At 71.6% G+C, this 8,860-nt stretch carries 9 protein-coding genes; 5 read left to right on the forward strand and 4 right to left on the reverse strand.

The annotated features are described in order from the left end of the window. The first annotated feature begins 201 nt into the window (after positions 1–201). From UK82_RS30265 to UK82_RS30280, 4 genes are all read left to right on the forward strand, one after another. A complete protein-coding gene (locus UK82_RS30265; RefSeq protein ID WP_152990080.1) occupies positions 202–528 on the forward strand; it encodes a hypothetical protein in 327 nt (108 codons plus the stop codon). Continuing rightward, positions 525–1,028, forward strand: a complete 504-nt coding sequence (locus UK82_RS32285) for an AlpA family transcriptional regulator (protein WP_152990081.1) — start codon at positions 525–527, stop codon at positions 1,026–1,028. Before UK82_RS30265 ends, UK82_RS32285 begins: the two co-directional genes overlap by 4 nt. Further along, on the forward strand, positions 1,025–1,222 hold the full coding sequence (locus tag UK82_RS30275) for a hypothetical protein (RefSeq protein ID WP_055410851.1): 198 nt from the start codon (positions 1,025–1,027) through the stop codon (positions 1,220–1,222). The genes UK82_RS32285 and UK82_RS30275 overlap by 4 nt, the downstream gene beginning before the upstream one ends. A 247-nt stretch (positions 1,223–1,469) precedes the next feature. Continuing rightward, positions 1,470–1,829: a hypothetical protein gene (locus UK82_RS30280; protein ID WP_055410853.1), complete on the forward strand. Its 360-nt coding sequence runs from the start codon at positions 1,470–1,472 to the stop codon at positions 1,827–1,829. A 25-nt stretch (positions 1,830–1,854) separates the two neighbouring features. Here the strand turns inward: UK82_RS30280 and UK82_RS30285 are convergent, their stop codons facing one another. From UK82_RS30285 to UK82_RS30295, 3 genes are all read right to left on the reverse strand, one after another. Then, complete coding sequence (locus tag UK82_RS30285; RefSeq protein WP_055410855.1) at positions 1,855–2,862, reverse strand: tyrosine-type recombinase/integrase; 1,008 nt, start codon at positions 2,860–2,862, stop codon at positions 1,855–1,857. Beyond that, positions 2,859–4,157: a TIR domain-containing protein gene (locus tag UK82_RS30290; protein WP_083507448.1), complete on the reverse strand. Its 1,299-nt coding sequence runs from the start codon at positions 4,155–4,157 to the stop codon at positions 2,859–2,861. Before UK82_RS30290 ends, UK82_RS30285 begins: the two co-directional genes overlap by 4 nt. Before the next feature lie 482 nt (positions 4,158–4,639). Then, positions 4,640–7,726: a Tn3 family transposase gene (locus tag UK82_RS30295; RefSeq protein WP_055410859.1), complete on the reverse strand. Its 3,087-nt coding sequence runs from the start codon at positions 7,724–7,726 to the stop codon at positions 4,640–4,642. A gap of 136 nt (positions 7,727–7,862) precedes the next feature. On the opposite strand from UK82_RS30295, the gene UK82_RS30300 reads away from it, so the two are divergent. After that, positions 7,863–8,213, forward strand: a complete 351-nt coding sequence (locus tag UK82_RS30300) for a hypothetical protein (protein ID WP_055410861.1) — start codon at positions 7,863–7,865, stop codon at positions 8,211–8,213. A gap of 151 nt (positions 8,214–8,364) precedes the next feature. On the opposite strand, the gene UK82_RS30305 is transcribed toward UK82_RS30300, so the two are convergent. Continuing rightward, positions 8,365–8,574, reverse strand: a complete 210-nt coding sequence (locus tag UK82_RS30305; protein ID WP_055410863.1) for a hypothetical protein — start codon at positions 8,572–8,574, stop codon at positions 8,365–8,367. Positions 8,575–8,860 lie beyond the last annotated feature (286 nt).

Genomic DNA, 8,860 nt, shown 5'->3' on the forward strand with positions numbered 1-8,860 from the left:
CTGCGCAGGCATCCCACCCGTCCGCCCACCAGCCGTTTACGGGGGGTCCGGTGGGCGGACGGGTGGGTGGGCCGGTGGGTGGTTCCACAGGCTGTGACCGTGCGCGTCGCCGCGCGTCGGTCGATCGTCACGGTCGTCACGGATCCGAACATCCCCCACCACGATACAAGCTGACCTTGTATCGTGGTGGGTATGGAGATCATGACGCAGGATGCGGCGCTGGGCACGGTGATGGCGGAGGTCCTCACCGCCTACCACCGGCACACCGCCAACGCGGAGACGCATCTGACCGAGGCGACACTGCACCCGGACGAGCGGGTCCGCGCCGGCGACGTGGACGAGGACGGCGAGCCGCTGACCCCGGACCACCTGACCCCGGCCGAGCATCAGGCGGCCGCGGCCATCGAGGCCGCGCTCGCGCAGGCCGCTGCCACGGCCCTGGCCGCGCTGGCGACCACCCGCGCCTCCCTGCGCACCACCCACCTGGATGGCGCCGTCGTCACCCCCCTGACCGGGGAGCGATCGTGATGGACCGCCGGGAGCCGACCGACGGCGAGCGGCAGGAGCTGCACGACGACGTGCTCGGCCTGGCGTGGACGTGGGCCAGGCGACTGGCCGACCTGCAGCCGGCCGACGGGCCCAGGAGCGTCTACGACGGCGGCGAGACCGAGCAGCGCGCGGCGACCGCCGCCCGCGGCCACGCCCTGGAGCTGCTCGCCGAGGCGGCCACCGCGGCCGCGGTCGACGACCTGCGCCACGCCGGCGAGCCCCCCGTCCCGCCCGCGCCGGCGGTGGCGATGTGGACCCGCGACCAGGTCCTCGCGCACATCGCCGCCGCCGGCGAGCCAATCAGCGCGGACACCTGGAGCAGCTACGTCTCCCGCGGCCAGGCCCCCACCCCCACCCGCCACATCGGCCGGGCCCCCGTCTGGGACTCCGCGCAGGTGCGGGCGTGGCAGGCCGCCCGGCGCGGCCGTGGCTGGCGCGCCGGCATCCCCGGACTGCACGACCAGGAGACAGGATCGTGACCCTCACCGACGCCCAGGCCCTCGTGGGCACCGACCGGCTGTGGCTCGTCCCCGGCACCGGCAAGGTCCTCGTCGGCATCCGGGTGTACGACGCCCGCATCTCCTACGGACGCCCGCAGCTCCAGATACAGCCGATCTCCGGACGTGGCGTCCGGTGGGTCGACGCGGATCTGACCCAGCCGGTCGAGGACTGAGGGGGTAGCGTGCCAGCCATGTCCGATCGTCACGTGACGACCGCCCCGGCGGGCGGGACGTGCGCCTGCGGCTGCGGCCGCCCCCTGCCCGCCCCGCCCGCCTGCGGCGGCCGCACCCCGCTCTACGGGGGTCGAGGAGGATCGGAACGGAAATTGGCGCTAAGCCTGGGTAGGGGGTCGGCGGNGTCGGGGCGGGTTCCTCGGGGCCGAGATGGCCCAGCGTTCGCGGTGCCTACGCTGATGGCGTATGAGCACGTCTGAAGGTCTGCCGACCGACCCCGAGGGCGACGACCAGTCCCTTGGACGCTACGAGCGCCTCGCCCAGTTGCTGGAGAACCGGCCGGACTGGCGGTTGGAGCTGGAGTTCGACGACGGGGCGGCGTGGTGCTTCGGTCAGTACGGCGCGGCTCGCTTGGTCATCACCGTGACCCCGGGCGGCTACCGCATGTACCGCGCCGACAAGGACGACAGTTGGATCATTCCCCGGCTGGAGTCCGTGGCGGCGTGGCTCGACGAGCACGAGCATGAGCACGCGGGACTCACGCCGCTCCAGGTCGAGTTGAAGGCGTACCTCAAAGAGCAGGGCGTCGAGGGATACGACGATTGAGCCGCCGAGCGCCGTCCCCGGGTACTCAGCGGTCGGTGAGCAGCAGGCCGAGTGCGGCGTCGCGGTCGGTGTCGGTGGGTTGGGTGTAGATCCGGGTGGTCTCGAGCCGGCTGTGGCCCATGAGGTCGGCGACGATGACCAGGTCGACGCCTTGGCGGACCATCTGGGTGGCGAAGGTGTGGCGCAGCACGTGCGGGCCGAACTGGTCGCCGTCGATGGTCAGGTCGGCGTCGGTGCCGAGGTCGGTGATGACGGTGCGGGCGGCGCGGTCGGTGAGCCGGCCGCCGCGCAGGTTGAGGAACACCGCGGTCGTGTCCGCGCCGGGCAGGGCGGCCCGCTGGTCGAGCCAGGCGGCGAGGACCAGGCGCAGCTCGGCGTGGACGGGCAGGGTGCGCTGGCGGCCGCCGTCGCGGCCCTTGCCGGTGACGACGAGCTCGCCCTTGCGGGCCGACAGCCGGACGTCGAGCAGGTCGAGCGCGACGACCTCGCCGATACGCATGCCGGCGTAGTAGGGCAGCAGGGCGAGGGCGCGGTCACGGGCCGACGGGCAGGCCTCGACGGCGCGCAGGTAGCGGCGGACCTGGCGGGCGTCCAGCGCGGCCGGGGCGCGTGACGGCAGGACCTCGGTGGTGACGTGGTGGGGGCCGAGGCCGAGGCGGGTGTAGAAGTCGGCGAGCGCGGCGAGGTGGTTGTTGACCGTGGTCGGCTTGCGGCGCTCAGCCTTCAGGTGGCGCTTGAAGTCGCGGACGGCACCGTCGCGCGCCGAGGGATGGGCCAGCGGGTCACCGAGCACGTCAACGGCGCCGCCGGCGGCCAGCCAGGCGAGATAGCCGCGGACCCGGCCGGCGTACTTGTCCCGGCTGTCGGCGCCCAGCGGCGCGTGGGCGAGCTGGGCGACGTATCGGTCGAGGACGGTGTCGTACGGGGCGGGCAGGACGGCCTGCGCACGACCCCGTCGGCGGGGCTCCGTGTTTCCGGAAGTGATTTCCGGGGTCTGTACGAGCCGCAGGGCCGTGTTTCCGGAAATTGTCACCGGTCAGTGCTTCCGGGATTCGGTATTTCCGGAAGTGGTCGCTCTTCCGGCCGGGGCCTGTCTCGTTTGGGGAAGGAGGGGGTCCTGTCGGGTCTCACCTTCCCTGCCAGGTTGCGGCGGAGGGAGTCCACGAGCTGCCTCGCCGCCTCGTCCTCCTCCAGGTCGAACAGGTTGATGCGGACGATGTGATCGAACGGCTCAGGAAAATCCGCCCACGAGACCGCTACCGGTGTCAGCCGCCGGGCAGCCCCGTCAGGATCGCTGCTCCAGGCCGCGCCCCACTCTTCCGCGACGTAGGCAGAGTCCAGGTAGGCCGGTGAGAGGACAGCCAGCACGCGCGCCGACCGGCCGAGGGCATCCTTGAGCACCACGCGCCAGTTGTCGCCAATAACGAGGTCCCGCTGGGAGAAGGTCCTCCAGCCGGCCGTCTCCAGATGCCAGGCGATCCACTCGGCCCAGTCCGCGTCTGGCGATGCGTAGGAGATGAAGAAGTCGAAGTCAGCGTTCTCCGGCGATGCTGCCAGCCCAGCCGGCCCGGAGGGCCTGTCATGGAGTGCCCAAGCCCACGCCTGCGCCGCGCTTACCGCCTGGGTCGGAGTCAGATCCACGATGTGGTCATGCCGGGCATCGTCTGGAAGTAGAGCCATGTTCGGGCCGACACCGAGGGCGGCGGCGAGGGCCACCAGGTCGTCGACGTCAACGCGTCGCTGACCATTCTCGATCTTCGACAGGGCCGACAGAACGATCGGGCGACCGAGTTCGGTCAGCCGGTCCTCGAGGTCAGCGAGCGTTAGTCCGCGGGCACGACGCAGCTCCGCCAGCCGCTCCCCGACTCGCCTTCCGCTGGGGCCGATGGCACCCGCGCCAGTGTCGTCGGCGACGTCTTTCGCCACCGGAGCGATCGCCGATGGCCCCGGGGCAGACGGTGCGTCCGACGTGCGCGCTTGCTCCCAGCGCGCACGCCAGGACTCGGGATTATCGCCGCAGGCCGACACAAACGCGGCTACATCCTCCCACTCTGCAACTCGACCGATCCCGACCTGCGCCAGTGCCACGGGCGAACGGTCCACACGCTTGGCCATCTCTCGGTACGACGGCTTGCCCGCCCGCGTTCGAAGCTCCTGCAAGTCCTCGACGAACGGGCCTGAGGCGGAGGAGAGGAAGGCAGCCGCGGCGCCAGCCGCGGCGCCTATGACCAATGGGGCAGCAGCAAAGGCGACTGGGCCGGCGGCGACACCCATCACCGTCAGAGCGCCGACCGCCGCCGCCAACGTGCTTCCACCGGGTTCGGCCATGAGAGGAGGCTACTGCAGTTTTCTATTCCGGAAAAGATCTGACTCAACTTCTCTTCTTGACCTCAGATCCAGCTGGACTGGAAACTTGCCTCGACGGTTCTGGATCTGCTGGAGCCGCGGAAAGGGGCGGGAGAGCTGCGTCGCGGCCAGTGACTGCCCGTGTGCTCTTCCGCCCCAAATAGATGGGCTCCGACCGCACCCTCCCGACCAAGAGATCAGGTGCGGCCGGAGCCTCCTCACCAACCTCCAGGGAGGCGGTACCCATGACGGTACGCAACTTGCGTCGGCTCGGGAACGCGGCGTCCGCGCTCGTCATCGAGACGATCGGCACTGTCATCGGCGGTCTGATCCTGGCTGTGCTCCTCTGACGTACCGGGCCCAGCCGCCCTTGCAGTGACAGGTACAACCGCCGGGGCGGGGGAGACCCACCGGTGGATCTCCCCCGCCCCGACACAATGATCAAGACCAATGGGTTAGGCCCGTTACTCGTCGTCCAACCGGGTGAGGTCCCGCAAGGGCCGCAGGTCCGGTCCGGACGGAGCAGTGAACGGGTACCGGCCGAGCATGTTGATGTGGGCGTCGGCGAGCGGGGAGAGCCGGGCGACGTCCTCATCGAGGACCAGGTGCCCGTCGGCGCGTAGTTGGGTGATGGCGGCGTCGATGTAGCGGGTGTTCCACAGGACGACGGCGTTGAGGACCAGGCCGAGCGCGCCGAGGGCGTCCTCCTGGCCCTCCCGGTAGGGGTGGCGCAGCTCGCCTCGCTGCCCATGGAAGATCTTCCGTGCGAGCCGGTGGCGGGATTCCTGGACGGTGAGCTGGCGGTGCACGGTGCGCCGGTAGCTGGTGTCGATCGGGTCGACCATGGCCAGCAGGTGCAGCGTCTTCGCGATCCGTCCGTACTCGGCGAACGCCTGCCCCAGCGACGTCGGGTTGCCGTCGTGGGCGAGCATCCGGATCAGGTCGTAGCTGCGGACGGTGTTGGTCAGCAGGGAGCCGGTGATGCGCAGCATGTCCGGCCAGTGCGCTCGGATCTTGTCCAGGTTGACCTTGTGCCGGGCGATCGCGTTGAGCGCCCCGTAGTCCCCGGCCGGGCCGCCGGGCGGGTCGGCGCGCCAGAACCGCTGGTCGGCCAGGTCGGCGATGCGGGGGGAGAAGCGGTAGCCGAGCAGGCCGAAGACGATGTCGGAGTAGCTCGCGGTGTCGGTCGCGACCATCTCCGGTCGGGGCCCGGCGTCGAGGGTCAGGATCGTGTCGAGGATGAACAGCGAGTCGCGCAGCGTGCCCGGTACGACGACCGCGCCGATCCCGGCGACCTGGTCGTTGACCGCGTTCAGCCAGGTCACGCCTCGTCTGAGCCCGAAGTAGCGGGGGCTGGGTGCTGCGTTGATCGTGCGGACCGGGACGACAAACCGCAGCCCATCAACCGAGGCGAGCAGGCCGCCGCCCCACAGCTGGGCCACGGCGATCCCTGCCTGGGCCTCGATGAGGCGGCCGTTCGCCGCGGCGTGGGTGGCCGCGCGCACGTAGTTCTGGTCGACGTGGGAGAGTCGGCCCCGGGTCAGCGCCGGCACCGTCTCGGAGGTCACCGGGGTCAGGCCGACGTTGCAGCCGTCGGCGACCAGCAGCGCGGCGAGGGTGACGGCCAGGTCGTCCATCCGCGGGTGCAGCTCGCCGGCGTGGGTGTAGGCGTCGAGGTAGCCGGTCCAGGCGTGGACCTCCAACAGCAGGTCGGACAGGTCGACCTTCGGCAGCATCGCGGCGACCATCGCGCGCAGCTCGACCAGGCTGTCCGGCTCGCCGACCGCGTCGAGCCGGTCCACCGCCAGGCGCACCCGGCCGTCCTCGCTGGCAGGGGTGATCCGCACGCTCGCGTCCGGGCCGGCCTCCTCCAACCGCTGGGCGAGCAGCCGCCACGCCGCGTCCAGCGTGCTGGTCAGCTCGCGCAGGTGGCTCTCGACCGGGTCGGCCAGCCCGAGGCCGGTGAGGACCTCCTCGCGTACCGCCGCCCAGTCGGCGCCGTCGAGGAGTTGGGCGCGGGGGTCGGCCCACCGCTTCGACGGGGCGGCGAAGATGTCGCGGCGGCGCAGCGCGCCGTGCAGCCTTTCCAGGACGCACAGCACGTAGGCGTCGCGGTCGACCGCCCCGGCCGGCAGCCGCCGATTCGCGAATACCGCGCGGCGCCACACGCCCGGCACCAGGTCCGCGTTGACGTCGTCCGGGCGCAGCGGTTTCTGCGAGACCCGCCGACGGGAGAGCTCGGGTAGCCGGTGCACCTCGGCGAGCAGGCTGGCGGCCGCGTCGATCGCCCGCAGCGGGGCCGCCTCCGCGAGCAGTTCGAGGAACGGCCGCACGACCCGGTAGCGGCCGGCGAGGATCTCGCGCATCGTCGCTTCCCCGGCCTCATCGTCCGGGACCAGGTCCTCCACCACGGCGACCGCGCCGAGCACCGTCTCCCGGGGCGCGACCTGCTCGACTGCGGCCCACGCCGCGGCGACGTCGAGCGTGCCGTCGCCGACGTCGGCGAGGACCCGCAGGAGCACCCGGGCCGCGCCGGCGAGCGTTGTCGACGCCTTCTCCAGCTTCGGCATCACCGCGAGGCGCTCCGCGTCGGCCGCCCGCCGCGCGGCCGAGAGTAGCCGGCTCGCCATCAGCAGGTCGAACAGGTCCAGGGCATCGTCGACGGCCTCGACCTCCAGCTGACGCAATGTCGCCAGCAGCGTCGCGGTGCGGCGCTGCTCGGTTAGCGCGCGCAGCGCCGGCGCCTTCGCTGTCTGCCCGTAGCGAGCCAGGCCCGCCATCCGGCTGGCCGGCACGCCCTGTAGCTGCGCCGCCCGCGCGCCGATCGCCAGCACCTCCGACACCCGGTCGAGCGCCGCGGTCATCGCCTGGCCCGACGTCCGGCGCGGCGCGCGCCGCAGCCGCTCCAGCTCGGAGACCCGGGCCCCGTCCGGCACCCGCAACAGCTCCACCAACCGAACGGGCAGCTCGCGGTCAGCGCCGACCGCGGCCTCGGCCAGGGTCTGGTACATCCGCTCGGCAGCCGCCTCACGCACCACGGCCACCAGCCGGGCCGTCGTCGTAACTCCCGGCAGCAGCACCCGGTGCCGGCGCAGCCAGGCGACCGCCTGCTCGAACAGCGCGTGCGGACCCTCGGCGTGCACCCACGCCCGGCCGTCGAGGAACTCCCGCAACCCGCCGGCGACGTCTTGGTCGCCGAAGTCCCGGTAGCCGAACACCTCCCGGATCTCCCAGGCGTGCTCGTACGGAGTCTTCGGCCGCTCGACGTACCGCTTCACGACCGACGGATCCGCCATGCCGAGCTGAATGGCCAGGTAGTCAACCACGCCCCACGGCACGTCCAGCGGGTCGGTCAGGAACATCCCGAGGAAGCGCACCGTCCCGAGCTGGACCGCGAACCCCAGCCGGTTGTGCTCGCCGCGGTGCTTGCCGACCAGATCCCGGTCGACGTCGTCGAGGAAGAAGAACCGCTCCAGCTCGACCCGCTCAGGCTCGCCGACGAACCGCCCATACGCCGCGACCTGCTCATCACTCAGGAACTCCACCGGCACGAACGATCAACGTAGACCAGGCCCAAACCGGACCCGGCCAGAGGTCGCCGCTTAGCGCCAATTTCCGTTCCGATCCTCCTCGACCCCCGAACTCGCCGACCACGGCGAGCATGTCGTCACCGCGCTGTCCGACTACGTGCTGGGCGGCCTGGTCTACGCGACCATCTCCACGATCAGCTGGACGCCGCTGCGTGGCGAGGCCGCCGACACCGACCTGATCATCCTGACCAGCGACGGCGTGCACAAGCCGCTGTCCGCCGCCCGGATCGGCGAGCTGGCCGAGCGGTACGCCGGTGATGCGCAGGCCCTGGTCGACGCCCTGGTCGACACCGCCGTGGCCGCAACGTGCAGCGACCCGGACGACAACGCCGACAACGCCACCGCCGCCGTCCTGAGCCTGGTGGACCAGGCGGCCGAGGATCTCGCCGACGACCTCCTCGCCCTGACGGACCTGGGCCTCGCCAGGATCGAGGATCCGTCGGCCTGACCCATCCCCCGCCCTGGTCCCCGCGCGGGATCGCCACCGTCCCCGGCGCGATCGCGGGCGCGCTGGCCGTGGTGGTCGCTGCCGGCGGGCTGTAGCGCGGGGGACGTTCCCCGGATCCGTCCCGCCGACCATCCCCCCTGGTATCGCACTGCTAATGCGGTTCGGGGTCGGTGAGGTGGACCCGGACTCGGTGTACGGCCCGCCAGTTGATCAGGACTCGGCCGTCAGCGGCGGTGTGGTGCTCAGTGACGGCGGACTCGCGGACGACTCGCTGGATGCCGGCGCGGATGACGTCCGGGTCGCCGATGTCGGTGCGCAGCTCGATGGTCAGCTCGTCGAGGTCGAGGCGCAGGAGGGGCACCAACTGAGGATCGCGTCTCGATGTCGGTGGTGGCCAGCCTCGCCCCCACAGACTGGTGAGGACTGCGTCCTGCTATCGAGTCTTGGTGCACGTGGGTATGCCCAGCGGGCCGCTGACCTGCACCAGCGGCCCGCGCCGCCGTACCTGTTAGCGGGTACGCGGACAGGTACGCGGATAGGGCTGCGGTCAGGTACGCGGACGGGCGCCAGCATCCCCACGACCATCCCCATGGGCATCCTCGGGATCAGTGATGGTGAGGGACATCCGTCCCGTTGTTATGTCGCGG

This window comes from Frankia sp. ACN1ag (genome assembly GCF_001414035.1).
GTDB classification, from domain to species: domain Bacteria; phylum Actinomycetota; class Actinomycetes; order Frankiales; family Frankiaceae; genus Frankia; species Frankia torreyi.